This window comes from Klebsiella sp. CTHL.F3a (genome assembly GCF_019890895.1).
Taxonomy (GTDB): domain Bacteria; phylum Pseudomonadota; class Gammaproteobacteria; order Enterobacterales; family Enterobacteriaceae; genus Klebsiella; species Klebsiella grimontii.
Map to the genome: position 1 here is coordinate 3,294,813 of NZ_CP082360.1, position 25,218 is coordinate 3,320,030.

Consider the following 25,218-nt stretch of genomic DNA (forward strand, 5'->3'; position numbering starts at 1 on the left):
TGTGACAGGCGCCGCAATTAAGTCGATGGGTGGACAGAAAATGTGCAGCAGGTAATAGTTCTTTCATATACTCCGCCGTTGACCCTTGCCTCCGGCATCATAAGTGCAACAATGCAAAAACATTATCATTACAAAGGACGCGCGATGAGTACGGCAAATCGTGGGCAGAATTACCAGCATTGGTTAGCAAAAATCAATCAGGTCTGCGGGCAGTTCGCCGCCCGTCCGCTGGATGATAATTTCCACGGTGAGATCGACGCCAGCTACGCGGGCGACCTGAAAGTCAGCACGGTGACCGCCCGCAGCATTAATCTCTACCGTACCCGACAAGAGATCCAGCGCGATAACGACGCCTGGTTTTATACCGTCTTCCAGCTCGCGGGCCAGGCGACGATTGAGCAGGATGGCCGTCAGGCGATGCTGGAGAGCGGCGATATCACCCTGATTGACGCATCTCGTCCATGCTCGATTATCTGGCAGCAAACCTCGCGCCAGGCCTCCCTGCTGCTGCCAAGGTCGCTGCTGGAGCAGCAGCTGCGCGGCAGTGAAATCAGCATCGCTACCCGGCTGGCGAAAAGCCTGCCGATGGTCCAGCTCAGCCAGCGCCTGCTGCATGAAAGCATGAACAGCCCTGAACTCTCGGCCAGCGAAAGCAAAGCGGCGCTGGAGGCCATCGTCTGCCTGCTGCGTCCGATGCTGCATCAACAGGAGGCCCAGCCGTCCCGGCGCGATAAGCAGTTTCAGAAAATCATGGCGTTAATCGATGAGTCGATTCAGGCGGAACATCTGCGCCCGGAGTGGCTGGCCAGCGAAACCGGCATGTCGGTGCGCAGTCTTTACCGGCTGTTTGCGGAAAAGGGGCTAGTGGTGGCGCAATATATCAAGAATCGTCGGCTCGATTTGTGCGCCCGCGCGCTGCAAAGCGCCCATGATGACGAAAAGCTGGCGGGGATCGGCTACAGCTGGGGCTTCAGCGATCATAGCCATTTTTCCACCGCCTTTAAGCAGCGCTTCGGCGTCTCGCCGGGTGAGTATCGCAAGCGCTGCCGATAGCTATTTTTTCAGCCATTTGCCGTTAAGGCCCTTCACGTACTCGCCCGGCTGCGCCCTGGCGACCAGCTTCTGACCGGCCATTTTCGCCACCTGATCCACCGGTAGATTATTGTCATCCGCCAGCTGCTGATAGCTGTCGCTACGGGCGGCGTTGATCTGCTTCACCAGCTCAAGGGTTTCTTTATCCTGACGCAGCGGTTCAAGATAGCCGTTGAGGGTTTCGCCGACCCGCCCCTGCTGGCGAGCTTCATTGAGGGTCAGGGCCAGCGCCTGAGCGCTGAACAGCACCAGCGCCAGCGTCGTGGTTATCAGTCGTATTCTCATCATCGCCTCAGAACAGATCGCTACGCGATTTGAGCAGATTCTCAACGTCCTTATCCAGCTTAATATGAATTTCATGCTCAATTTTGACATTCATATTGATGGTGATCGGCTCTTTCGATGCCGCGATTTCAATACGCGGCGTACAGCCCGCCAGCAGCGCGGTGGCCAGAAAGGCGGCGAATAGTTTGATCATTATTGTTGTTCCTTACAGGTATGACTGTCCTGACAGCGCGGCGCGGGCAGCCTGGCGTTCTGCTCCAGCCACGCCTGCAGATTGTCGCCGAAACGCAAGCTGCGCCACAGGTCAAAAATATTCTCTTCATGGGAGTAGTTTAAGTGCACCGTATTGCTTTTGCCTTCTACCCGGCTGGTGCCGCTAATCGTTGCCTTCAGCGTCAGTACGCCAAGGTTATCGAGGTTGATCCGCGTCCACGATCTGGCTACCTCCATATAACGCAGCCAGTTAATGGCCGCCCCGGCGGAGACGTTGTCGGCCACCAACGCGTCCGCGGTGTCTTTATCGAGGCGCATCGTCATCGGCCCCGGATTGCTGAACCAGCCGTCTTTGATAATCCATTTTTCGTTATCCAGCCACAGAGGCAGTGCACCATTAAACGGGCCGGAGACGGCGAACTGCTTCACTTTAATCGCACTCACTAATTCGCTGCTGGAGATATTTTGCAGACGCAGCAGCGCCGGGTCGTGCTGCGGCATCCTCAGTTGCTGCATGGTCAGCTTGCCGCCGAGAATATCGACGCTGACGTTACTCAACTGTAAAGGCGCGTCTTCACTCCAGGGCCAGGCCCCCTGAAGATCTGCCGTCAGATTGCGCGCGGTGAACTGGTTGACGACTTCGCCAATGCGCAACGATACCGGATGGCGGGTGCCAAGCTGCCAGGTGCCGTCGCTAAAACGGAACGGCAGCACAAAATCGACGCCGTTGATCTGGTTATCCGGCATCCAGGCGCTGCCGCCCTTGAGCACCCCGTGACCGCCCGCCTCGAAGCCCTGCCCGGCTGCGGCGGAGAATGCCACCTGCGCGTAAAGCGTTCCCTCACGCAGGGTCATCTTCCACTCCGGCGGCAACAGCGGCTGGAAAACGGTCAGCGACTGTTTTGGCCACCACGCTTCGCCGCGCAGACGTTCTCCGTCCCAGCGCCCGGTAACGCGCACGGGGCCAATTTTTTGCGCATGCAGGGAGCCGTTGAACTGGAACCAGGTCGGATCGCGACCGTCGATATTAAATTTCAGCGTCGACGGCGGCAGTTCGCTGCCGCCGCTGAAGGTGGTTTTCCCGGCATCCAGCGACAGCGCGCCGGTCAGTTTGGGATGCTGCCCATCGCGCAGCCAGCGGATCGGTTTTTCCAGGGTCAGACGCGGCGCGCTTACCAGCATGGAACCGTACTGCAGTTTATCGAACCCGGTCGACAGGCTGTTGAGCATGATGGCGCTGTCGGCCCATTCGCCCGCGCCTTTCACATCCCAGCGCGCCTGCATTGGGGTGAAATGACCCTCGCCCCAGTAGCGCCACTGCCAGCGGCCGCGGTCGGGCATAAAGTTGTCGGCCTGACCGTCAAGATGCAGGGTAAAATCGCCCATTTCCTGTTCATGGGCGCGTAAAATAGCCTGCAGGCGGCCATCAACGCCCTGCTGCGTCACTTTGACGCCCGCCAGCGGCCAGCGGATTTCATCAATATTCAACGAATCGATGACCCGCCCGCGCGAACGCAGCAGCGCGCCGGGGTGAAAGTTGAGCACTGGCGCGGTAAGCGGTCCACTCAGCTGCGCGGGCAGTTTGGCGTAAAAAATCAGATCGCCGAGCTTAGCCTCGCCGGTCAGCTGTAGCGGCATGTCGCTGCTGTCCATACTCAGCTTGCCGGGGCCGATATTCAGCACGGCGTTGCCCTTCCCGGCCTGACCCTGAGTGAGCACGTTAAGACGCCCGCTGACCTGCATCTGCTCGGTGCCCTGCTGCCAGTTGCCCAGCGAAAGCGCGACGCGGCCGCTCAACGCGTTGCCCGCGTATTCGGTGTGCCAGCGGCCATCGCTGATGGTAATACGATCCGGGGTGATTTCCCACGGCAGGTCAAGCATCGGCTCCACCTCACCGCGCGGCGTGACCAGCAGTTGCCCGCGGTTCTTCTGCCACTCCAGCTCGGCATCGACCAGACCGGGAGTTTGTGGAAATTCAAAGGTGCTGAACAAGTGGCCATCGACCGGCAAACCGTCCGGCACCAGCGGCATCTGAAACTCGCCCACCAGCTTCACCGGCGCCTGGTCTTCCACCAGACGCGCGGAGAAGTCGCTGACCGTCAGCGCCTGACCGCGCAGTCGCGCCTGGAGGGTAACCTCTTTCCCGGCATAGCCGATATCCTGCTGCTGCGGCGTGAGCGACATCACCAGCCGCCCCTGCCATTTATCCCACGGCGACAGGCGCAGATTGTCAATCGTCAGCCAGCTATAAGGGAGCATTGATTGCCATTCGGCGAGGGTTTTCGGCGCCCCCGGCGCGGCTTCGCTTTCCGGGAGCTTGTTCAGGCAGGCGCTGTTTATATCCAGCTCGCCGATATGTAAACGCCAGCGGCTGGGACGCGAGAGCGAGGCATTGGCGACGCGCGCGATTTCGCAGTCGCCGACCAGATAGCGCAGATCCGGAATACGCAGCGACGAGCGCGTCAGCCGCGGGCTTTCATTGAGTGAGATTCGGGTTCCCGCAGGTAGCCAAATGCCTACCAGCGTAGGCACCCAGTGGGTGAGCGTTAATAGCAAAGCCAGCGGTAGCAGCACGAGGGCTAATAATAGCGCGATGGCGGCTTTATATTTACCCTTCATGGGCAGCTAATATCCTGATTCGAAATAAGTAAAAGCCGAGAGGCCGTTATTGTGGCACGTTCGACCTGTGAGTTAAAGTTTCCATCCCGTTTAAGCGTAGTCGTCGCCCTGTGATTCACCAGCCAGCTATTTAACCAGGGTTTAGTTTTCGCCTGCGACACTGGTCTACACCTGCGAACGTAAACGGATTGTGCTGTGGACTTAATTATCTCGCTGATGGAATACGCTCAGAGCCGCTATTCATTGGTATTGCTGATGGTTTTCCTGATGACGTTCGCTAAATCCTGCGCCGTCATCTCGCTGCTGATCCCGGGCACCTCCGGGCTACTGCTGTTCGGCACCCTGGCATCGGCCAGCCCGGGACATTTCCTGTTAATGTGGATGAGCGCCAGCCTCGGCGCTATCGGCGGATTCTGGCTCTCGTGGCTGACGGGCTACCGCTACCGGTACCATCTGCATCGTATCCGCTGGCTTAATGCCGAACGCCTCGCTCGCGGCCAGTTGTTCCTGCGCCGCCATGGCGCGTGGGCAGTCTTTTTTAGCCGCTTTCTCTCTCCGCTTCGCGCCACCGTGCCGCTGGTAACCGGCGCCAGCGGCACCTCTCTCTGGCAGTTTCAGCTCGCCAACGTCAGTTCCGGGCTGCTCTGGCCGCTTATCCTGCTGGCGCCAGGCGCGTTAAGCCTCAGCTTTTGATGAAAGGTATTGTCTTTTAAAGAGATTTCTTAACACCGCGATATGCTCTAGAATTATTACTATAACCTGCTGATTAAACTAGTTTTTAACATTTGTAAGATTATTTTAATTATGCTACCGTGACGGTATTATCACTGGAGAAAAGTCTTATGAAAATCGCTGTGTATAGTACAAAACAGTACGACAAGAAGTATCTGCAGCATGTTAATGATGCATATGGCTTTGAACTGGAGTTTTTTGACTTCCTGCTAACCGAAAAAACCGCCAAAACCGCCAACGGCTGTGAAGCGGTGTGTATCTTCGTAAACGATGACGGTAGCCGCCCGGTACTTGAAGAACTGAAAGCCCACGGCGTGAAGTACATCGCGCTGCGCTGCGCGGGGTTCAACAACGTTGACCTCGACGCCGCTAAAGAGCTGGGCCTGCGGGTGGTGCGCGTCCCGGCCTACTCGCCGGAAGCGGTCGCTGAGCACGCGATCGGCATGATGATGTCGCTGAACCGCCGCATTCACCGTGCCTATCAGCGCACCCGCGACGCGAACTTCTCTCTGGAAGGGCTGACCGGTTTCACCATGCACGGTAAAACCGCCGGCGTTATCGGCACCGGTAAAATCGGCGTCGCCGCGCTGCGCATTCTTAAAGGCTTCGGTATGCGTCTGCTAGCGTTTGATCCCTACCCAAGCGCCGCCGCGCTGGATATGGGCGTGGAGTATGTTGATCTTGAAACCCTGTACCGGGAGTCCGATGTTATCTCACTGCACTGCCCACTGACCGATGAAAACTACCATTTGCTGAACCATGCCGCGTTCGATCGCATGAAAGACGGGGTGATGATCATCAACACCAGCCGCGGCGCGCTCATCGATTCGCAGGCAGCGATCGACGCCCTGAAGCATCAGAAAATTGGCGCGCTGGGGATGGACGTGTATGAGAACGAACGCGACCTGTTCTTTGAAGATAAGTCTAATGACGTGATTCAGGATGATGTGTTCCGCCGTCTCTCCGCCTGCCACAACGTCCTGTTTACCGGTCACCAGGCGTTTCTGACCGCGGAAGCGTTGATTAGCATTTCGCAAACCACCCTCGACAACCTGCGTCAGGTAGATGCAGGCGAAACCTGTCCTAACGCACTGGTCTGATTTTCCTTGCCCTTTTGTGCTCCCCCTTCGCGGGGGGCACATTCAGATAATCCCCACAGAAATTGCCTGCGATAAAGTTACAATCCCTTCATTTATTAATACGATAAATATTTATGGAGATTAAATGAACAAGTATGCTGCGCTGCTGGCGGTGGGAATGTTGCTATCGGGCTGCGTTTATAACAGCAAGGTGTCGACCAGAGCGGAACAGCTTCAGCACCACCGTTTTGTGCTGACCAGCGTTAACGGGCAGCCGCTGAATGCCGCGGATAAGCCGCAGGAGCTGAGCTTCGGCGAAAAGATGCCCATTACGGGCAAGATGTCTGTTTCAGGTAATATGTGCAACCGCTTCAGCGGCACGGGCAAAGTCTCTGACGGCGAGCTGAAGGTTGAAGAGCTGGCAATGACCCGCATGCTCTGCACGGACTCGCAGCTGAACGCGCTGGACGCCACGCTGAGCAAAATGCTGCGCGAAGGCGCGCAGGTCGACCTGACGGAAACGCAGCTAACGCTGGCGACCGCCGACCAGACGCTGGTGTATAAGCTCGCCGACCTGATGAATTAATAGTTACCGCAGCTTCCGCCTGCCAGCGCCTGCTCGCTGCAGCGCTTGCCGTTCGGCAATGCGCACATGCCGATAGCGGAGCCATCAAGCTGGCGGGCCACCGATAACGAGCCGCCAACCATGGCGCAGTTTGCCTGGCCGGAGCTGCTCATCGCAGCGCGCATTCCCGGCGATACGTGCGCCGCCGTTGCCTGCTGAACAGGTTCATCATTGCTACTACACGCCGACAGTAACAGCGCAGCACATCCCACTAAAAACGCAGCTCGCATCTTCTCTCCCCTCAGATACATCTTAAAATGGACAAGCCTAAGGATAATAGGCAGCTCAGCGCGCCGCGTCGAGAGGCGAAGTACGTATTTATGCGTTGTGTTAACATTTATTAGCAAATTTTTTGGCGTCAGAAGCCTCTCAGCATGAGCACATTAATCTCTGTACAACTGAGAAGCATCATGGTGAGGCGATAGTTTCCCGACAGTTAAATAGGTAGTTCTTTGTTCTGCAAGATTATTTCCTGTGCGTTCAATCTTAGCTTCTTTGACTCACTGGTGAGCATCCAAATCACTTTCATTCCTATCAGCGACAATCTTCAGAGTTGAATGGCTCTACTCGGCAGGGACTCGTCACAGTCAAACATAAAAAAAGCCAGCAGGGGATGTGCTGGCAATTCTTCAAATATGAAAGTTATTGAATACCGTATTTCTTTTCAGTGACGAATTTTGGCTCTTGCTAATTGTGGACTGACCCCGCCCCGGTAGACGATCCTGCCCTATAGTTGGACTGACCCCGCCCCGGTAGACGATCCTGCCCTATAGTTGGACTGACCCCGCCCCGGTAGACGATCCTGCCCTATAGTTTGAGCATAGGAGGAGCGTATGGGCACACCACGATTTACACCTGAATTTAAGGAAGAAGCCGTCCGTCAGATAACGGAACGCGGTTATTCCGTCGCCGAAGTTTCTGACCGGCTGGGCGTTTCAGCACACAGTCTCTATAAGTGGTTACGGGCTATTAAACCCGATAACAGCGAGCAGCATGCCCGTGATTTACTGGAAGCGAAAAGCGAGATCCTGAAGCTCAGGGCCCAACTGAAGCGCACTGAGGAAGAACGGGACATACTGAAAAAGGCCGCGCGGTACTTTGCAAGGGAGCCCGACTGAAGTACCGCTTTATCAATGAGCACCGCTCTGTATGGGGTGTCATGACGATGTGTCGGGTGTTGTGCGTTGCCCGGGCCGGGTTTTATGCGTGGCTGCATAACCCGGTCTCCGCGCGGGATAAAGATAACCAGCGTCTGCTGACGCTTATCCGTGACTCCTATTCACTGAGCGGAGGCGTATACGGTTACCGCCGGGTTCATGGCGACCTGAACGAAATCGGGGAAATCTGCGGTAAAAACCGGGTGGGCCGCATTATGCAACTGAACCGGATTAAAGCCGTGCGCGGCTATAAAGCTCCGCGTCGTATCGCTGGCCGACCTTCAGTGGTTGCGCCTAATCGTGTGCAGCGGCAGTTTACCGTTGTCCGGGCCAATCAGGTCTGGGTCACCGATATTACTTATATCCGCACCTGGCAGGGCTGGCTGTATCTGGCGGTGGTTATCGATCTCTTCGCCCGTAATGTGGTCGGTTGGTCGATGAAACCCACTCTCTCACGCGAACTGGCGCTCGACGCGCTGATGATGGCCGTGTGGCGTCGAAAACCGGACGGCGAGGTTATCGTACATAGCGATCAGGGCAGCCAGTACGGTAGTGACGACTGGCAGCGCTTCTGCCGGGCCAATAACCTGGCGCCGAGCATGAGCAGGCGTGGCAACTGCTGGGATAATGCGGTGGCCGAATCGTTCTTCAGTTCGCTGAAAAAAGAACGGATCAGAAAACGCATATATAAAACCAGGGATCTGGCCCGGGCGGATATCTTCGATTACATTGAAGTGTTCTACAACCGGACCCGGCGTCACAGCCACCTCGGCGGCGTCAGTCCGGAGGCCTTTGAACAGGCCTCGTCGTGAGGACAGGAAATGTCTACTGTTGTGGGGTCAGTCCACTACATAGATACTCGTGTTCGCAACCAACCATATATAAATGATTTATTAACCTCACTTTTTTCTGCTAACTCCAGATAATACTGCCCCTGGCTACAGTTTAATGCCCGGAGCAATACACGCTCCCCTTCACTGCCTCTTCGAATAACATAATGGCTCAAGGCATTTAAGGTTCTGGGGCCAATAACACCATCGGTTATAAGATCCGGATAAAGTACCCCACGATGATTAAAAGCATTTAACCAGCGTTGAAGCCACTTACCCGGCAGAACAGGCCCCATATTGACCCCGGCATCACACAGTTTTTCAGCGATCGCGGTAGATATTTCAGCAACATGATCGAACCGGGGCGCAATCCAGTAGTCAGCGTTGAGAATATCCAGCGCCTGTTGGCGCGTCAGTTTTTGCATATCGCCATCATAACCATGAGCCCGTGCGGTGACTTGAGTAATCCCCCAGTTTGTCGGACCTCCTTTATCATCAGGATGATTTACATAACCGCCCTCCTTTTCCAGAATGGCATTAAAAATCTCATCTTTAGTCATTTATTCCTCATTTATCGATTAAATGCGCGATATTCCCCCTTACCAGGAACACGGCAATAAAGACAAAAAAATTCACGGTAACCACCAACCAGTGGGTCGTCGTATACAGGCCAAAAAGATAACGAAACGGTATACTGGCATAGATGATTACCAGCAAATAAGCCGTATACGATATCCATGGTCGATACCTCCTGTACCGTGCGCGCCGATAAAACATTAAGGTTAGGGTGATCAAAGCGCAGAGAATGGCATTAAGCAGCGCGGGCAGTTCATTTCCCATTCGGGCGCCCACTATTGTTGCGGGTAAGTATTTTATATAGGTCGGTTAGTTCTTGATTATTCAGGAACGTAAGTATCTTAATAATCAGCGCGGATATCAGTACGGCGCCTAACGCGTCTAACGGTCTATCACTATATCCTGTCCAGATAGCCAGCTTCGTACCAATTAACCCGGAACCCAGAACACCGACGATAAAAGAAGTCATAAAATAGGCAGCGAGTCTAAAACGCGTGATATTAACCGCCGTCGCAACATAAAATACCGCGCCAGCAAACGCGCCAAATACAACGCCATAATCAATACCTGTCACCAGGCCAAACATACCAGCGCCCATTAATCCACCAGCAACAATTATCGACGTACCGGAAACAGGATCGGACATATACCCTCCCTTCTTTCACTATGAGTTATGATGGTAAATAACGAAGCGCAGGGTCATTTTTCCTGGCACTAAGGTGTTACCTCGCCGTCACTTTCTTTCTTTTTTGCAAACCAAGCGCATAAATTGCCCTCTCGAAGAGCCAGGCTCCTGGCTGCGCATACTGGTGGGCAAATTCTTGCTGATAAATGATGGTCGCTCGCTCAATTTGCCGTTTATATTCCTCGCGCTGCCAAAAAATATCCTGCGCCACAAATTTAATCGGCAATGCGTCCTCAATACGTTCAGGCGTATGGTGCTTCCCTTTTGCCTGAATCTGAGCGCGGGAAGGGGTGGGCCGGTGGATAAGATCGGAACTGAGCGTTTGCGGATTTTGTAAGTGGGAACGCTGCGCGCGACGTCTACCCGCAGCGGAGCCATTAAACGCGGTTTTACGGGACATTGCGGTCTCCTTTAATGGGCTTTGGCGGAATGCCATTGGCAATCGGATCCTTGCCAATGGCTTTACCCCAAAGCGCACTGCGCCATGGCGCTGGCTTTTCAGCCACGTAGATTCAGTTATGAATCGTTGTATTTCATCATCCAGATAGTGCTGCCTATCAAGCTGATGACAAAAGAATACCTCAGGGTTATTTAAAAATAAATACCCATGGGTATACTTTATGACAAAAACACATTAATGAATTGAAAACATTGAAATTTTTTTTGAAAAAAGTGGTCTACCGCGTAAAAAAACTGAAAAGGTCCGAGGGGGTTGTGATGAACAGCGTCTCACAGGAGGAGGGGCGATGACGCAGGTATGCCCGGCTTACACGCGACATACCTGGTTAAAACTTATCGGCTGAACTCAGTACGAATGGCGACCTGCGGGGCAATGCGCGCCTTTAAACGAAGCGTTTAACGCTGTGGCTATAAATCACGCGACCAATGATCTTCAGATACTGTTCATGGCTCTCGCCAATCGTCCAGTCTGCATATTTACTGTTATCCGAGTGAACAAGCAGGCCATCCGCCGTGAACTGAAGTCGCTTCACCAGCACCGCGCCTTTAAAGGAAAAGACGTAAATGCCATCGCCTTCAAAGTAGTCTTTCGAGACATCGACAAAAATGTAGTCACCGGTCTCAATGGTGCCGGACATGCTATCTCCGGATACGGTGATCACCTTGATATGCTCTGCGGGCCTGTTACCAAAAAGCCGCAGCGCGCCGGCAGAGTCATAGGTGATACTGCTGACCGTTTCATCAACCTCACTGGAGACAATGCAGCCCGGCCCTGCGCTGGCCTGGGCATCCAGAACCTCAATGACATATGGCATCTGTGGCGAATCCTCTACCGGTTCTCGCTCGATATCAATATTCCCGGTGATACCGTCCATCCATCCGCGGGGAAGATTGAACGAAGATTCAATAAGTTCGACCATCTCGTCAGCTATCCTTTTCTTTTGCTTTTTACCTTCGGGGTAGAGCATTCTTGAGACGTAAGAAGGCTCCCGTCCAAGAGTTCGGGCCACATCAACGGCCTTACCACCGCATAAATTATCACGGATATAGAGCAACCGCTGTCGTCTGATTTCGTATTTATCCATCGCAATGATTCTAACGCCATTTACCATCAGGTATCTAAAATATAGCAAAACCCGAATAAATTACCTACAGGTAATTAAGGCAGTATTGTCGGTCAGGACCCTTTGACTGGCGGAATTCGCCACACTGCTACTTATGGAAAAATGACGCCATTGATTTTGGTGTAGGGTGTCGCTCATACGTGGATACCTATGTAATACGTTGAATTAATTTATCTGAACTATGGATTTTGTCGCTACTGGAGATCAAAAAATCATGTTCCTCCGGAGTCTATACTTAGACAGTAATTCGCAAACCCGGTCCCCCTGCCCGTAACCATGCAGGGAGAAACGAACTTTTACGCTACCGGTGAAATCGCGCCGATAGCGGTTGCGCAGAATGCAGAATAGATAAGCGAGTGCTCAGAATGTATCTATGGGCATAAAAACATTTTTTATCAAACATTTAGCAATGTGAGTATTGATATGATCACTATCGACGGTAATGGCGCGGTTGCTTCAGTCGCGTTTCGCACCAGTGAAGTTATCGCCATCTACCCGATCACGCCCAGCTCCACGATGGCGGAGCAGGCGGACGCCTGGGCGGGCAACGGGCTGAAAAACGTCTGGGGCGATGTTCCCCGCGTCGTCGAAATGCAGTCGGAAGCCGGGGCAATCGGCGCCGTACACGGCGCGCTGCAAACCGGTGCCCTTTCGACCTCTTTTACTTCATCGCAGGGTTTACTGCTGATGATCCCGACGCTGTACAAACTGGCCGGCCAGCTGATGCCGTTTGTGCTGCACGTCGCCGCCCGCACCGTGGCAACCCACGCGCTCTCTATCTTTGGCGATCACTCGGACGTCATGGCCGTGCGCCAGACCGGCTGCGCGATGCTCTGCGCCAGCAGCGTCCAGGAAGCCCAGGATTTTGCGCTAATTTCGCATATCGCCACCCTGCAAAGCCGGGTGCCATTTATTCATTTCTTTGATGGTTTCCGCACCTCGCACGAAATCAACAAAATCGCCCCGCTGGCGGACGATACCCTCCTCAGCCTGCTACCGCAGGATAAAATCGATGAACATCGCCAGCGCGCCCTGAACCCCGAACATCCGGTAATCCGCGGCACCTCAGCTAATCCGGATACCTACTTCCAGTCACGTGAAGCGACTAACCCGTGGTACGACGCGGTTTACGCACACGTTGAAACGGCAATGAACGATTTTGCCGTCGCCACCGGGCGTCAGTACAAACCGTTTGAGTTCTACGGACATCCGCAGGCCGAGCGCGTTATCGTGATTATGGGCTCCGCAATCGGCACTTGTGAGGAAGTGGTTGATGAACTGCTGAGCCGCGGTGAAAAAGTCGGTGTACTGAAAGTTCGTCTTTATCGCCCCTTCTCCGCTGCCCATCTGCTGGAAGCGCTGCCGGTTAGCGCCCGCGCCGTTGCGGTGCTTGACCGAACCAAGGAACCGGGCGCCCAGGCTGAGCCACTGTATCTCGACGTGATGACCGCGCTGGCGGAAGCCTTTAACCGCGGCGAGCGGGAAACGCTGCCGCGTACCATTGGCGGCCGCTATGGTCTCTCATCAAAAGAGTTCGGACCGGAGTGCGTGCTGGCGATTTTCAACGAACTGAGCGCCGCCAAACCCAAACCACGCTTTACCGTCGGCATCTACGATGACGTCACCAACCTTTCCCTGCCGCTGGTAGAAAATACCCTGCCGTCGGAGGCGAAGCTGGAAGCCCTGTTTTACGGGCTCGGCAGCGACGGCAGCGTCTCGGCCACCAAAAACAATATCAAGATTATCGGTAACTCGACGCCGTGGTTCTCGCAAGGCTATTTCGTCTATGATTCGAAAAAAGCTGGCGGCCTGACGGTTTCCCATTTGCGCGTCAGCGAGAAGCCGATTCGTTCTTCCTATCTGATTTCGCAGGCCGATTTCGTTGGCTGTCACCAGCTGCAGTTTATCGACAAGTATCAGATGGTTGAGCGTCTTAAGCCGGGCGGTATTTTCCTGCTCAATACCCCATACAGCGCCGAGGAAGTCTGGTCGCGCCTGCCGCAGGAAGTCCAGGCCACGCTGAATCAGAAAAAAGCGCGGTTTTATATCGTTAACGCGGCCAAAATCGCCCGCGAGTGCAGCCTCGGCGCGCGCATCAACACCGTTATGCAGATGGCGTTTTTCCATCTGACGCAGATCCTGCCGTGTGATAGCGCGCTGGCGGAACTGCAGGGCGCGATTGCGAAAAGCTACAGCAGCAAAGGTCAGGAACTGGTCGAACGCAACTGGCAGGCGCTGGCCCTGGCCCGCGAGTCGCTGGCGGAAGTGCCGCTGCAGCAGGTCGATGCCAACAGCCCGAATCGCCCGCCGGTCGTCTCCGACGCCGCACCGGATTTCGTCAAAACCGTGACCGCCGCCATGCTGGCCGGGCTCGGCGATGCGCTGCCGGTCTCCGCCCTGCCGCCGGATGGTACCTGGCCGATGGGCACCACCCGCTGGGAAAAACGTAATATCGCCGAAGAGATCCCTATCTGGAAGGAAGAGCTTTGTACCCAGTGCAACCACTGCGTGGCCGCCTGCCCGCACTCAGCAATCCGCGCGAAAGTGGTCACCCCGGAGGCGATGGAAAATGCCCCGTCCAGTCTGCACTCCCTGGACGTCAAATCCCGCGATATGCGCGGCCAGAAATACGTTCTGCAGGTCGCGCCTGAAGATTGCACCGGCTGTAATCTGTGCGTCGAGGTTTGTCCGGCAAAAGATCGGCAGAACCCGGAAATCAAGGCCATCAATATGATGTCGCGCCTTGAACATGTTGAAGAGGAGAAAGTCAATTATGACTACTTCCTCAATCTGCCGGAAATGGACCGCAGCAAGCTGGAACGTATCGATATCCGCACTTCGCAGCTGATCAGTCCGCTGTTTGAATACTCCGGCGCCTGCTCCGGCTGCGGCGAAACGCCGTATATCAAGCTGCTGACTCAGCTCTATGGCGACCGGATGCTGATTGCCAACGCCACCGGCTGTTCATCGATTTACGGCGGCAACCTCCCTTCCACGCCGTACACCACCGATGCCAACGGCCGTGGGCCGGCGTGGGCCAACTCGCTGTTCGAGGATAATGCCGAATTTGGCCTCGGCTTCCGCCTTACCGTCGACCAGCATCGTCAGCGCGTAATGCGTCTGCTATCGCAGTTCGTCGATAAACTCCCGCCTGAGCTTAACGAGGCGCTGCACGCGGAGGCCACGCCTGAGGTACGCCGCGAACAGGTGGACGAACTGCGCAAGGTGCTGGCAAATGAAGAAGGTGCGAAGGAACTGTTAACCGACGCCGACGCACTGGTCGAGAAATCTATCTGGCTAATCGGCGGCGACGGCTGGGCCTACGATATCGGCTTTGGCGGTCTCGACCACGTGCTGAGCTTGACCGAAAACGTCAATATTCTGGTGCTCGATACCCAATGTTATTCCAACACCGGCGGCCAGGCATCGAAGGCTACCCCGCTGGGTGCGGTGACTAAATTTGGCGAGCACGGCAAGCGTAAAACGCGTAAAGACCTTGGGGTCAGCATGATGATGTACGGTCATGTTTATGTGGCGCAAATTTCCCTTGGCGCGCAGCTCAACCAAACGGTAAAAGCGATTCAGGAAGCGGAAGCGTATCCGGGACCATCGCTGATTATTGCCTACAGTCCTTGCGAAGAACACGGTTACGATCTGGCGTTAAGCCACGATCAGATGCGTCAGCTGACCGCGACCGGATTCTGGCCGCTGTATCGCTTTGACCCGCGTCGTGCCGATGAAGGTAAACTTCCGCTGGCGCTGGACTCCCGTCCGCCGTCAGACGCGCTGGCCGAAACGCTCCTGAACGAACAGCGTTTCCGTCGCCTGAACGCGCAGCAGCCGGAAGTTGCGGAACAGTTGTGGAAAGATGCGACCGCGGATCTACAAAAACGCTATGACTTCCTGGCGCAGTTGGCCGGTAAGGCGGAAAAACCCACCAGCGAAAGCTAATTCGCTGCCATTTTTTATCCGCGCATAAAAAAAGCCCGAATATTCATTCGGGCTTGTCGCTTTACCGCTCAACAAAAACCATTCTCAGGAACGAGGGCAATATAAATTCTTGAATGACAATAAAAGGCATATAACGAGCAGATAATACGATAATAAAATCGTCATGTATAATTTTTATTTTGTATATTTTCCGCCAAATCATTCATTATAATTATCATCATTTCATCTGAATTATTTATTTTAGATTTTACTTATATCGTAACAATTGATACTTACCATATCTCTATTTGCTCCTTTAGCATGAGTTCACTTCCCAGGAGGAAGCTAAAACAAAAACCGTTAAAGGATTGTCTAAATGAAAAGAAAAGTACTGGCCCTCGTTATCCCGGCATTATTAGCTGCTGGCGCTGCTCACTCTGCTGAGATTTATAATAAAGACGGAAATAAACTGGACCTCTATGGCAAGGTAGACGGTCTGCATTATTTCTCCGATGATTCATCTAAAGATGGCGATCAATCCTACGTCCGTCTTGGCTTCAAAGGCGAAACTCAGATTAACGATCAGCTGACCGGCTACGGTCAGTGGGAATATAACGTTCAGGCGAACAACACCGAAGGCGCCGACAACCAGTCCTGGACCCGTCTGGCGTTTGCGGGTCTGAAATTCGCTAACTACGGTTCATTCGACTATGGCCGTAACTACGGCGTACTGTACGACGTAGAAGGCTGGACCGATATGCTGCCAGAATTCGGTGGCGACTCCTACTCCCAAGCCGATAACTTTATGACCGGCCGCGCTAACGGCGTTGCAACCTACCGTAACAATGACTTCTTCGGTCTGGTTAACGGCCTGAACTTCGCCCTGCAGTATCAGGGTAAAAATGAAAACGCCGGCAGCGGTGAAGGCACCAACAACGGCGATCGCAGCGTACGTAACGCCAACGGCGACGGTTTTGGTCTGTCAACTTCTTATGATTTCGGTATGGGCATCAGCGCAGCTGCCGCATACACCTCTTCTGACCGTACCAATGATCAGATGACCCGGACCACCGCAGGCGGTGACAAAGCGGAAGCGTGGACCACCGGCCTGAAATATGATGCCAACAACATCTATCTGGCGACCATGTATTCCGAAACCCGCAACATGACGCCTTACGGCGACGGTAACGGCGTTGCCAATAAAACCCAGAACTTCGAAGTGACTGCGCAGTATCAGTTCGACTTTGGTCTGCGTCCGGCGGTTTCTTTCCTGATGTCTAAAGGTAAAGATTTGAGCAAAACCGATGGCGACAAAGATCTGGTTAAATATGCTGACATTGGCGCAACTTATTACTTCAACCGTAATATGTCTACCTACGTTGATTACAAAATCAACCTGCTGGATGAAGACGATAGCTTCTATTCTAACAACGGCATCTCTACGGATGACGTCGTCGCATTAGGCCTGGTTTACCAGTTCTAATGTCCGGGCCCGCTGGCAACGGCGGGCTTTCTCTTCCCCTCCCTGCCATCGCCTGCATTCAAAGCAAAACAATATATCGATTACCTTAAAATAATCGTCCGTTAAATGATATATTGCTACCTGGAATTGCCGCAGCCGTAGAGGACGCCCGCCATGCAACATCACCCCGTAACCTCATCCCGAATCACCTCCGTCGCCTATGATGAGTCCGCCGGCATTCTTGAAATCCGTTTTCGCGATAACCAAACGCTGCAGTATATCGGTGTCCCGCCGCGCATTTTCCGCGACTTTCTCCTGGTGGTTTCTAAAGGTCGTTTTTACGATGGCGTCATTAAAGGAAAATTTACCGAACGCCGCTGCGCCTGATGGCCAAAGTGTGATTGCGCGCAATGTACAATAATCGCCTGGATGACCTACACTTTAAGTGGTTACTTAAACAGGAGGTTTTATGAACAGAATGATTCTTGTGCCCATCGATATTTCTGATACAGAATTAACCGATCGCGTTATCAAGCATGTTGAAGCTGAAGCCAGAATCGATGATGCCGAGGTGCATTTCCTGACCGTCATTCCCTCCCTTCCCTATTACGCTTCGCTGGGAATGGCCTACACCGCAGAGCTGCCGGCGATGGATGACCTCAAAGCCGAATCGGAATCGCGGCTCAAAGAGATTGTGAAAAAGTTTAATATCCCCGAAGACCGTATCCATTTTCACGTTTCAGAGGGCTCGCCGAAAGATAAAATCCTTGCTATGGCGAAGTCTCTTCCCGCGGACCTGGTGATTATCTCTTCGCACCGTCCCGATATCACCACCTACCTGCTGGGCTCTAACGCCGCCGCCGTTGTCCGCCATGCGGAATGTTCGGTGCTGGTCGTGCGGTAAACCTACTCTGCCCGCCGCTGTGCGGGCTTTTTGTCTTTTATCCCGCCGGGCTTATTTAACCTTAAATGTGCTGACATTCCCTTCGCTAATCCGTACCATACACGCCACATGCTACGCACCAGCAGAATGCCATAATCATGCTGGCAGAACGCGTGCGCTTCTGATGCCACACTATGAATTGAGCCATTATTAAATGCTGCAGAATCAAGAAATTAGCAAGAAAGAAAAATACAATATCGACAAATTGCAGAAGCGCCTGCGCCGTAACGTCGGCGAGGCCATTGCCGATTTTAATATGATTGAAGAAGGCGACCGCATCATGGTTTGCCTCTCCGGCGGTAAAGACAGCTACACCATGCTGGAGATTTTGCGCAACTTGCAGAAAAGCGCGCCAATTTCCTTCTCCCTCGTGGCGGTCAACCTCGATCAAAAACAGCCGGGCTTCCCCGAACATATCCTGCCGGAATATCTTGAGCAGCTGGGCGTTGAATACAAGATTGTTGAAGAAAATACCTACGGCATTGTTAAAGAAAAAATTCCGGAAGGTAAAACCACCTGCTCGCTCTGCTCACGTCTGCGCCGCGGCATTCTTTACCGCACCGCTTCTGAGCTGGGCGCGACCAAAATCGCCCTGGGCCACCACCGCGACGATATCCTGCAGACCCTGTTCCTGAACATGTTCTACGGCGGGAAGATGAAAGGTATGCCGCCGAAGTTGATGAGCGACGACGGTAAACATATCGTGATTCGCCCGCTGGCCTACTGCCGGGAAAAAGATATTGAGCGTTTCTCCCAGGCGAAAGGTTTTCCGATTATTCCGTGTAATCTGTGCGGTTCGCAGCCCAACCTCCAGCGCCAGGTGATTGCCGATATGCTACGCGACTGGGACAAACGCTATCCAGGGCGCATCGAAACGATGTTTAGCGCGATGCAGAACGTGGTGCCTTCCCATCTTAGCGACGTTAACCTGTTCGATTTTAAGGGCATTCATCACGGTTCTGCGGTGATTGACGGCGGCGACCTGGCGTTCGATCGCGAAGAGATCCCGATGCAGCCGGCCGGTTGGCAGCCGGAAGAGGATGACGCGCAGTTGGATGAACTGCGCCTGAATGTGGTGGAAGTAAAATAACGTCTTTACGTCTCAGGCGCGCGCCTGAGACGCTTTTTTCGCGCTTATTTCAGCAAACGAACCCGGCAGGTCTTACCTTTAATCTTCCCGTTTTGCAGCTGCTTAAACGCTTTATGCGCTACGCCCTGGCGCACGGCAACGTAGACATGCGCCGGATGAACGGCGATCTTGCCGATGTCCGCGCCATCAAGGCCGATATCACCGGTCAACGCCCCCAGTACATCGCCCGCGCGCATCTTCGCTTTTTTTCCGCCATCAATACACAGCGTGGCCATCTCTGCCTGCAGCGGCACAATAGTGCTATTTGCCGGCCCGTTCATCCAGTTGAGCTTTGTTTGCAACATTTCGGCAAGAATATTCGCGCGCTGCGCCTCTTCCGGCGCGCAGAGGCTAATCGCCAGACCGCTTTCGCCCGCGCGAGCGGTACGACCAATGCGGTGCACATGAACCTCCGGGTCCCAGGCCAGCTCGTAGTTCACCACTAGCTCGAGCGACTTGATATCTAACCCGCGGGCGGCAACGTCGGTCGCTACCAGCACGCGCGAGCTCCCGTTAGCAAAGCGTACCAGCGTCTGGTCGCGGTCGCGCTGTTCAAGATCGCCGTGCAGCGACAGAGCGCTCTGGCCAGCGGCGTTTAGCGAATCGCAGACAGTCTGACAATCCTTTTTGGTATTGCAGAACACCACACAGGAAGCGGGCTGATGCTGGCTCAGCAGCTTTTGCAACAGCGTGATTTTTCCGTGTTGCGAAGTTTCAAAAAACTGCTGCTCAATAGCTGGCAACGCATCAACGGCATCAATTTCAATGGTCTGCGGGTTGTTCTGCACACGGCCGCTAATCGCCGCGATCGCTTCCGGCCAGGTAGCGGAAAACAACAGCGTCTGGCGCGAAGCCGGCGCAAAGCGGATCACTTCATCAATGGCGTCGCTAAACCCCATATCCAGCATGCGGTCCGCTTCGTCCATCACCAGCGTTTGTAGCGCGTCCAACGACACGGTGCCCTTTTGCAGGTGATCGAGCAAACGCCCCGGCGTGGCGACGATAATATGCGGCGCATGCTGTAGCGAGTCGCGCTGGGCGCCGAAAGGCTGGCCACCGCAGAGGGTCAAAATTTTAATATTCGCCAGAAAGCGCGCCAGACGACGCAGCTCACCAGCGACCTGATCCGCCAGTTCGCGGGTCGGACACAGCACCAGCGACTGCGTCTGGAACAGAGAAGCGTCAACGTGCTGGAGCAATCCGAGGCCGAATGCCGCCGTTTTACCGCTGCCGGTTTTTGCCTGCACGCGGACATCTTTACCCGCAAGAATAGCCGGCAAAGCCGCCGCCTGAACCGGGGTCATCGAAAGATACCCTAGTTCATTCAGGTTAGTGAGCTGGGCGGCGGGCAAAACATTCAGAGTTGAAAAAGCGGTCACAATTATTTCTCGCATTACATTTAGGGGCGGACAATCTGCTGGCGCGTATCGTCGCAGATCTCCGCTCCCGATGCGACAATTTAATCGGCTCATCGTCAGGCGGTGGGTCGGGTAACGGGCGCGGGCGGGGTTTAGGATCGTGGACCGGTACAGGATCGTTGGGTTCCGGCGGAATGGGGATTGAGTTCAGCGAATGAATACGCATATTGACTCCCGGTTATGGACGGGTACACCAGTTAAGCGTAGAAGCTGAGAAACAGAGCGCAAAAAAAAAGCCGACTCATTAAAGTCGGCGTCGTACGAATCAATTGTGCTATGCAGTAATTCAAAAAAGGAAGTAAGACAATATGGAGCGCAACGCCCATCGCTTGACGTTGCATTCACCTGCGAGAGAGATATTGCCCTGAATGGGTAGACGGTTTATTGATTTCGCTCAAACATTACCGGGTTTTCATCATCATCACCGCGCCAAAAGACGATTCTTTACAACCATTTACTACGATGCAACCACCATGTAACACCCCCAATGAGAACGACTAACATTATGCAGAAAATAGAAAAACCCATATGCCAGCTATTGCCGGGAATGCCGCCGAGGTTGACGCCAAAGAGTCCGGTTAAAAAAGTGCTGGGTAGAAAAACCATTGCCATCAGCGACATCGTATAAGTTCTACGCGATAGCGACTCCTGCATAATTTGCGCGATTTCATCGCTCATGATCGCCGTGCGGGCGATGCAGCTATCAATCTCATCCAGACCTCGCCCCAGACGTTCGGCAATATCCTGCATCCGTCGCCGATGGTCGTCCGTCATCCACGGCAGACGCTCGCTGGCAAGCCTTGCATACACATCACGCTGCGGCGCCATATAGCGGCGCATGACGATAAGCTGTTTACGTAGTAACGCGAGGAAACCACGCGGCGGGACCTGCTGATCCAACAAATCATCTTCCAGATCGATAATCCGGTCGTGAAGCTGCTCGATAAACTCGCTGGCGTGATCGGTTAGCGCATCGCAAACATCCACCAGCCAGCCGCCGCCGTCAACCGGGCCGTTTCCCTCACGCAAATCGCCGAGCACATCATCCAGCGCCAGGACTTTGCGCTGCCGGGTGGAGACAATCAAACGCTCGTCCATATAAAGACGCATCGCGACCAGTTGGTCCGGGCGCTCATCGGTACTGCCGTTAATACAGCGCAGCGTGATTAAAGCCCCATCGCCAATCCTCGTTACACGCGGGCGAGTGCTCTCGCCGGCCAGCGCATCGCGCACGTTATTGGGCAGCAGCGGCGTTGATGCCAGCCATTCCGCGCTATCAACATGGGTATAGTTGAGATGCAGCCAGCAAGGATGCTCTTTATCAATGGTGTCACTATCGACCAACGGCTTTACGCCGCCCTGCCCGTCGAACACCCATGCAAAAACGGCATCCGGCACGTTCAGTTCCGATCCCTTAATGGCGTCCACTGGACCTCCGTTAACTCATGCACATTTCCGTAGTCTAGCCTTACGCGACGGTTACGCAAGAGCTAATCAGGGCATGCTGCTGAATTCACTGGCGAAAAGCGAGGAGTCTGAAAAAAAGAACCCGCCGGCGGCGGGTTGTGGATGTACTTTGCAATACTGTGTCTAACCTGCATTATCACTCTCCGCCAGACGCTGGGCTGACGGGAAGGCAGGCTAGCAGGAGCCGTTCACTTTTTCTCTTCTGCGTATTGACGAGCGTTGTCATGCAAATGGGTACACATACTTTTTTCCTCTATGTTAATAAGCAAAATAAGAATAGAGCGATATTGCTGCTTTGCAAGTTTAACTGTGGCCTTTGGCGCTATTCAGATAGCGCAGAAATAGCAGCAGGTCTAAGTCGTTGCGTAGATGAAATTTAGACATAATCAGACGTTTATGTGCAAAAACCGTTTTATTGCAAAGCGAAAGTTCTCGGGCAATCGCGTTCACCGTTAGCCCCTGGTAGATTGCCGCCGCGATGATTCGCTGCTGTGGAGATAGCCTTCTCTGCGGGCAACGCTCGCATCGTAACACCGATTTTTGTTCCGCTGCCGGTGGAACCAGAATCCATGAGAGTTTAATTTTCGCCATAACCTGAGAGATTTTCTCATCGCGCCCAACAAAGACGATCTCTTCCAGGCAGAGCGGCAAAGCGCCTCTCCCCCGTTGATTTTGCCTGGCAACCAGGCCAATCAGCAATCCCGGTTTCCGATTTAACAACTCCGGATGACATACGAATTCAGCTCCGCGGCATAAATCCAGCACGACCACATCAGCATCCTGCACGATCCGTTCATTAAGCGATGCAGCACATTGCGTAGATAATGAGTACTCCGGGAAGATGCTCTGTAATATAAAGTGAAATCCTAAATTAAAAAACTGATTGTTATTTTTAATGACGATATTCAACATTGGCTTAGCCTGCTGAAGATAGTAAATCAAGTATTATCCAGACAGCTAACGATACGCAAAGTACCGCTATCGTCGTTTTACAAAACACGATATAAATAAACATTATTTTTCGACCTGAGAACTGGCGCCCCACGAAATTTAAGTAGAAATAGCGTTCTGGCGCAGCGAATCACACGGGCTAATTAAAACCTCCCCGCCCCGCTGTGGATTAATATCCCTCATCTTGACTAAAAAAGGATATTGCAAAAAACCTTATACCATTCACATGGATTATATTTACGCTCGCCGGAGCGTCGCCAGCCAGGCCGGCCGGCTTACAATCAAGCATCGTAAAAACCAACGCTATTACGGCTGAAGTGAATTCTCATCTAAATACACTCATTAACTCAAGTTATTTTTCGGTATAATTTTAGACTATTCATAACTTGCATTGTTGATCTTCTCAGAGGTTATTGGCTGCCAGAGGGGAGGACTCCCCGGCGGAAAAATGGGAGAGTGACAAACTATCCTGCGTAAGCATTCAACAAAACGTCACCTCTGTGGGGCATCACGTTCGGCGCATTCCTTTTTCGGTAAAATGCTGTATTATGCGATTTATTGCAGTATTTTGCGGGTTTAGATTATGCACAAAACGGCCAGACAGAAATATCTAATTGATATTCTTAGCGAAAAAGGCCAGGTCACTATCAGTGAGCTGGTCGATAACCTGCAGGTTTCTGCAGATACGCTGCGCCGCGATCTCAGCGACCTCGAGAAACAGGGGCTGGCCCAGAAAAACCACGGCGGCGCTATCGCGCTCAATCTCTCCATCATGAATCGCCAGAACAGGAATACGCTGCTACCGGATATCAAGCAGCGCTTAGGTAAAATGGTGGCGGAGAAAATCCCCGGCGGATCCACGCTGTTCCTTGACGCGGGGAGTACCGTGCTGGCCGTCGCCGCTCAGATACAGGGCCCGATGACGGTGATCACCACCTCTTTGGATATCGCCCAGCACTTCAGCGCGCGTGCGGATATTCAGCTTATTTTGCTGGGGGGGAAATGGGATATGCAGCAGCGCCTTTTTGCCGGTAGCGCTACGGTTTCGCTACTGGAACGCTATCGGGCGGATATCGCTATTCTCGGCGCCTGCGCGCTCCATGCCGATCTCGGCCTCAGCGCCAGCCAGGAGGCGGACGCTGAAGTTAAGCGCGCCATGCTGGCGGCCAGCGCGGAACATTGGCTGGTGGCCGATCATATGAAACTCAATCACTGCGAGCCCTGGCTGGTTGCCGGACTCGCCGACATCCACCAGCTCTTTCTTGATCGGCCATGGGAAGAACTGAAGGATAACGGCTCAATACAACTCACTATCGCTGATGCTTAAGAACGCGGAGATGCTTATGACTAACGGTAAGAATATTAATATTGCCCTGATTGGCTACGGATTCGTCGGCAAAACTTTTCATGCTCCGCTGATCCAGTCCGTCAACGGCTTGAATCTGGCGATTGTCGCCTCGCGCGATGAAGATAAAGTGAAACGCGACCTGCCGAATGTCACCGTCATCGCATCACCTGAAGAGGCCATTCAGCATCCGGATGTCGATCTGGTGGTTATCGCCTCTCCTAACGCCACCCACGCTCCGCTTGCCCGTCTGGCCTTAAACGCCGGCAAGCACGTCGTTGTCGACAAACCGTTTACCCTTGATATGCAGGAAGCCCGCGAACTGATTGCGCTCGCGGAAGAGAAACAGCGGGTGCTGTCAGTGTTCCATAACCGCCGCTGGGACAGCGATTATCTGGCCGTGAAGCAGGTTATCGAACAGGAGCTCATCGGAAAAGTTAAACATTTTGAATCCCATTTTGACCGCTTCCGCCCGGAAGTACGCGTCCGCTGGCGGGAGCAGAACGTACCGGGCAGCGGCCTGTGGTTTGATTTAGGCCCGCATCTGATCGACCAGGCGCTGCAGCTGTTCGGCCTGCCGCAGTCGGTGCAGGGGAACATCGCCACTCTGCGTGAAGGCGCGGAGATCAATGACTGGGCGCACGTGGTGCTGAACTATCCGCAGCACAAAGTGATTCTGCACTGCAGCATGCTGGTCGCAGGTGGCGTATCGCGCTTTACCGTCCATGGCGATAAAGGCAGCGCCGTCAAACAACGCGCAGACCAGCAGGAGAGCCAGCTGCTGGCGGGCGTGATTCCGGGCAGCGAAAGCTGGGGCGCGGACGACGATAGCCTGGTGGTGTTTGACGCGGACCTGCGCGCCAGTGAAATCAGCGCGCCACGAGGCGATCAGCGCCAGTACTATATTCACGTCCGCGACGCGCTGACCGGCAAAATCAACAATCCGGTATCCCCATTAGAGGCGCTCGCCGTGATGGCGGTGCTGGAAGCGGCTGTGCAATCCGCCGAGAGCGGTACAACGCAAACTCTCGCGCTGACCGCAGATGAACTGGCGGGTCTGCAATAAGCGCTGCGCAATATGTCTGAGGGATTGTCGC

General features: G+C 53.9%; 24 protein-coding genes and 1 pseudogene. 12 read left to right on the forward strand and 13 right to left on the reverse strand.

Annotated features, from left to right (window positions below):
• Nucleotides 1-144 precede the first annotated feature (144 nt).
• Nucleotides 145-1,053: a transcriptional regulator FeaR gene (gene feaR / locus K7H21_RS15510; protein WP_123828131.1), complete on the forward strand. Its 909-nt coding sequence runs from the start codon at nt 145-147 to the stop codon at nt 1,051-1,053.
• On the opposite strand, the gene K7H21_RS15515 is transcribed toward feaR, so the two are convergent.
• From K7H21_RS15515 to K7H21_RS15525, 3 genes are read right to left on the reverse strand one after another with little or no spacing between them, the layout of a single operon-like run.
• Nucleotides 1,054-1,377: a YdbL family probable chaperone protein gene (locus tag K7H21_RS15515; protein WP_004121062.1), complete on the reverse strand. Its 324-nt coding sequence runs from the start codon at nt 1,375-1,377 to the stop codon at nt 1,054-1,056.
• 7 nt (nt 1,378-1,384) lie between these two features.
• Entirely contained in the window at nt 1,385-1,570 is a 186-nt protein-coding gene (locus K7H21_RS15520) for a YnbE family lipoprotein (RefSeq protein WP_004121063.1), read from the reverse strand.
• Complete coding sequence (locus K7H21_RS15525; RefSeq protein WP_223035197.1) at nt 1,570-4,209, reverse strand: YdbH family protein; 2,640 nt, start codon at nt 4,207-4,209, stop codon at nt 1,570-1,572. Before K7H21_RS15525 ends, K7H21_RS15520 begins: the two co-directional genes overlap by 1 nt.
• Before the next feature lie 195 nt (nt 4,210-4,404).
• On the opposite strand from K7H21_RS15525, the gene K7H21_RS15530 reads away from it, so the two are divergent.
• The 3 genes from K7H21_RS15530 (at nt 4,405) to hslJ (ending at nt 6,606) form a co-directional block, all read left to right on the forward strand.
• Entirely contained in the window at nt 4,405-4,902 is a 498-nt protein-coding gene (locus K7H21_RS15530; protein ID WP_004121067.1) for a DedA family protein, read from the forward strand.
• Between the two features lie 149 nt (nt 4,903-5,051).
• Entirely contained in the window at nt 5,052-6,041 is a 990-nt protein-coding gene (locus K7H21_RS15535; protein ID WP_004112629.1) for a 2-hydroxyacid dehydrogenase, read from the forward strand.
• 124 nt (nt 6,042-6,165) lie between these two features.
• Nucleotides 6,166-6,606, forward strand: a complete 441-nt coding sequence (hslJ, locus tag K7H21_RS15540; RefSeq protein ID WP_004121070.1) for a heat shock protein HslJ — start codon at nt 6,166-6,168, stop codon at nt 6,604-6,606.
• Here hslJ and K7H21_RS15545 read toward each other — a convergent pair.
• The gene (locus K7H21_RS15545) at nt 6,603-6,875 is read right to left on the reverse strand and encodes a putative hemolysin (protein WP_004101621.1); all 273 of its coding nucleotides are present in this window, start codon (nt 6,873-6,875) and stop codon (nt 6,603-6,605) included. The two genes, hslJ and K7H21_RS15545, sit on opposite strands and share 4 nt — an antisense overlap.
• Before the next feature lie 603 nt (nt 6,876-7,478).
• On the opposite strand from K7H21_RS15545, the gene K7H21_RS15550 reads away from it, so the two are divergent.
• Nucleotides 7,479-8,614, forward strand: a protein-coding gene (locus K7H21_RS15550) for an IS3 family transposase (protein ID WP_208431119.1) whose coding sequence is annotated in 2 segments (ribosomal slippage) — nt 7,479-7,725 and nt 7,725-8,614 — 1,137 coding nt in all. Because the reading frame shifts where the segments join, the coding sequence is not laid out codon by codon here.
• Nucleotides 8,615-8,649: 35 nt separating this feature from the next.
• Here the strand turns inward: K7H21_RS15550 and K7H21_RS15555 are convergent.
• From K7H21_RS15555 to K7H21_RS15575, 5 genes are all read right to left on the reverse strand, one after another.
• Nucleotides 8,650-9,192: a glycoside hydrolase family 108 protein gene (locus K7H21_RS15555; RefSeq protein ID WP_004121074.1), complete on the reverse strand. Its 543-nt coding sequence runs from the start codon at nt 9,190-9,192 to the stop codon at nt 8,650-8,652.
• A gap of 7 nt (nt 9,193-9,199) precedes the next feature.
• Nucleotides 9,200-9,472, reverse strand: a complete 273-nt coding sequence (locus K7H21_RS15560) for a phage holin family protein (RefSeq protein WP_154902023.1) — start codon at nt 9,470-9,472, stop codon at nt 9,200-9,202.
• Nucleotides 9,462-9,854, reverse strand: coding sequence for a phage holin family protein (locus K7H21_RS15565; protein WP_004121076.1), 393 nt, complete (start codon nt 9,852-9,854; stop codon nt 9,462-9,464). Before K7H21_RS15565 ends, K7H21_RS15560 begins: the two co-directional genes overlap by 11 nt.
• Before the next feature lie 76 nt (nt 9,855-9,930).
• Nucleotides 9,931-10,293: a hypothetical protein gene (locus K7H21_RS15570; RefSeq protein WP_004121079.1), complete on the reverse strand. Its 363-nt coding sequence runs from the start codon at nt 10,291-10,293 to the stop codon at nt 9,931-9,933.
• Between the two features lie 442 nt (nt 10,294-10,735).
• A complete protein-coding gene (locus K7H21_RS15575; RefSeq protein WP_049090298.1) occupies nt 10,736-11,437 on the reverse strand; it encodes a S24 family peptidase in 702 nt (233 codons plus the stop codon).
• Between the two features lie 462 nt (nt 11,438-11,899).
• Between K7H21_RS15575 and nifJ the strand changes: the two genes are divergently transcribed.
• From nifJ to ttcA, 5 genes are all read left to right on the forward strand, one after another.
• Nucleotides 11,900-15,427 carry a pyruvate:ferredoxin (flavodoxin) oxidoreductase gene (nifJ, locus tag K7H21_RS15580; protein WP_223035198.1) on the forward strand — a complete coding sequence of 1,176 codons (3,528 nt, stop codon included), beginning with the start codon at nt 11,900-11,902 and terminating at the stop codon, nt 15,425-15,427.
• Nucleotides 15,428-15,782: 355 nt separating this feature from the next.
• On the forward strand, nt 15,783-16,889 hold the full coding sequence (gene ompC / locus K7H21_RS15585) for a porin OmpC (protein ID WP_004121085.1): 1,107 nt from the start codon (nt 15,783-15,785) through the stop codon (nt 16,887-16,889).
• 153 nt (nt 16,890-17,042) lie between these two features.
• Nucleotides 17,043-17,255: a KTSC domain-containing protein gene (locus tag K7H21_RS15590; RefSeq protein WP_004121086.1), complete on the forward strand. Its 213-nt coding sequence runs from the start codon at nt 17,043-17,045 to the stop codon at nt 17,253-17,255.
• Between the two features lie 82 nt (nt 17,256-17,337).
• On the forward strand, nt 17,338-17,772 hold the full coding sequence (uspF, locus tag K7H21_RS15595; protein WP_004121089.1) for a universal stress protein UspF: 435 nt from the start codon (nt 17,338-17,340) through the stop codon (nt 17,770-17,772).
• Between the two features lie 193 nt (nt 17,773-17,965).
• Nucleotides 17,966-18,901, forward strand: coding sequence for a tRNA 2-thiocytidine(32) synthetase TtcA (gene ttcA / locus K7H21_RS15600; protein ID WP_004121091.1), 936 nt, complete (start codon nt 17,966-17,968; stop codon nt 18,899-18,901).
• Nucleotides 18,902-18,945: 44 nt separating this feature from the next.
• Here the strand turns inward: ttcA and dbpA are convergent, their stop codons facing one another.
• From dbpA to K7H21_RS15615, 4 genes and pseudogenes are all read right to left on the reverse strand, one after another.
• The gene (gene dbpA, locus K7H21_RS15605; protein WP_087829559.1) at nt 18,946-20,319 is read right to left on the reverse strand and encodes an ATP-dependent RNA helicase DbpA; all 1,374 of its coding nucleotides are present in this window, start codon (nt 20,317-20,319) and stop codon (nt 18,946-18,948) included.
• A 40-nt stretch (nt 20,320-20,359) separates the two neighbouring features.
• Nucleotides 20,360-20,524, reverse strand: a pseudogene (ynaL, locus tag K7H21_RS29240) (proline-rich small protein YnaL); the annotation flags it as partial.
• Between the two features lie 278 nt (nt 20,525-20,802).
• Nucleotides 20,803-21,786 carry a zinc transporter ZntB gene (zntB, locus tag K7H21_RS15610; protein WP_004121094.1) on the reverse strand — a complete coding sequence of 328 codons (984 nt, stop codon included), beginning with the start codon at nt 21,784-21,786 and terminating at the stop codon, nt 20,803-20,805.
• 342 nt (nt 21,787-22,128) lie between these two features.
• Nucleotides 22,129-22,611, reverse strand: coding sequence for a helix-turn-helix transcriptional regulator (locus K7H21_RS15615; RefSeq protein ID WP_227499455.1), 483 nt, complete (start codon nt 22,609-22,611; stop codon nt 22,129-22,131).
• A 748-nt stretch (nt 22,612-23,359) separates the two neighbouring features.
• Here K7H21_RS15615 and K7H21_RS15620 point away from each other — a divergent pair.
• Nucleotides 23,360-24,103: a DeoR/GlpR family DNA-binding transcription regulator gene (locus tag K7H21_RS15620; RefSeq protein WP_004121098.1), complete on the forward strand. Its 744-nt coding sequence runs from the start codon at nt 23,360-23,362 to the stop codon at nt 24,101-24,103.
• Nucleotides 24,096-25,187: an oxidoreductase gene (locus tag K7H21_RS15625; protein ID WP_162626005.1), complete on the forward strand. Its 1,092-nt coding sequence runs from the start codon at nt 24,096-24,098 to the stop codon at nt 25,185-25,187. Before K7H21_RS15620 ends, K7H21_RS15625 begins: the two co-directional genes overlap by 8 nt.
• The last annotated feature ends 31 nt before the right edge of the window (nt 25,188-25,218 follow it).